The sequence below is a fragment of the Pseudomonas sp. UM16 genome, assembly GCF_050312595.1.
Classification (GTDB): Bacteria; Pseudomonadota; Gammaproteobacteria; order Pseudomonadales; family Pseudomonadaceae; genus Aquipseudomonas.
Genome location: NZ_JBNPJT010000056.1, coordinates 1 through 735, shown reverse-complemented (window position 1 = coordinate 735; position 735 = coordinate 1). Strand labels below are relative to the sequence as shown.

At 44.2% G+C, this 735-nt stretch carries 1 protein-coding gene; it reads right to left on the bottom strand.

The window, feature by feature from the left end:
• Positions 1-3: 3 nt before the first annotated feature.
• Positions 4-735 (bottom strand): hypothetical protein (locus tag ACQRAX_RS25525; protein WP_427867779.1); only part of this gene is annotated, 732 nt, incomplete at its 5' end.

Genomic DNA, 735 nt, shown 5'->3' with positions numbered 1-735 from the left:
CCATTAATCTGTACTGAGCGGCACGTTAACTTTCGCCTTAATAAAAGGCACACCCGGGGACAAAAAAGGCCTGATAATTTCCGCCACTTTTTCCTTTTGCTTTCGCTTGCAAAAAATATTCAGACTCCAACTCACCACTCGACCAAGGCGCTGATCGAAATGAGTAAACTTCAAGTCCACCACTTCTCTATTTGTTGCAATAGCCAGCTGCGTGAAATCTTTCCACTCGTATATCAGATGATGATACTGGGTTTGCATTTCTCGATAACTCTTTGAATAGGCCATCGAGAGATACGTCAATCCGATTCCGCCAGGACCTATCAGCGCACCAAGCAAGAATGACGGATCAATGGTTGCCATAAAAACAAAGAAAATCGCCGTTATCCCCGCAATCCATTTCAAAAATGTCAGGACCCACTCCGGGAAATCTTTCCATTCACAGCATTCCACTCCAGAAGGGGTGAAGCGATAGGCAAACTTCATTCGCTGATGAGTCATACTGGAAATTGTAAGTGTAATAATTAAAAAAAAGCAAAGACTAACTATCACCCGAGTCAGCACCCCCTCACCCGGCGCGGGATTCAAATACACGGAATACGACACTATGGCTATCAAGACAAACATAAATGCAAACATGCAATTAGCTACAAACGTATTATAATTACGCGCCCGAATTGTCCAACCCAACAATTCGGGCTCATGCGAAAATTTCCATTTAAGCTGCGGCGGCAGCTC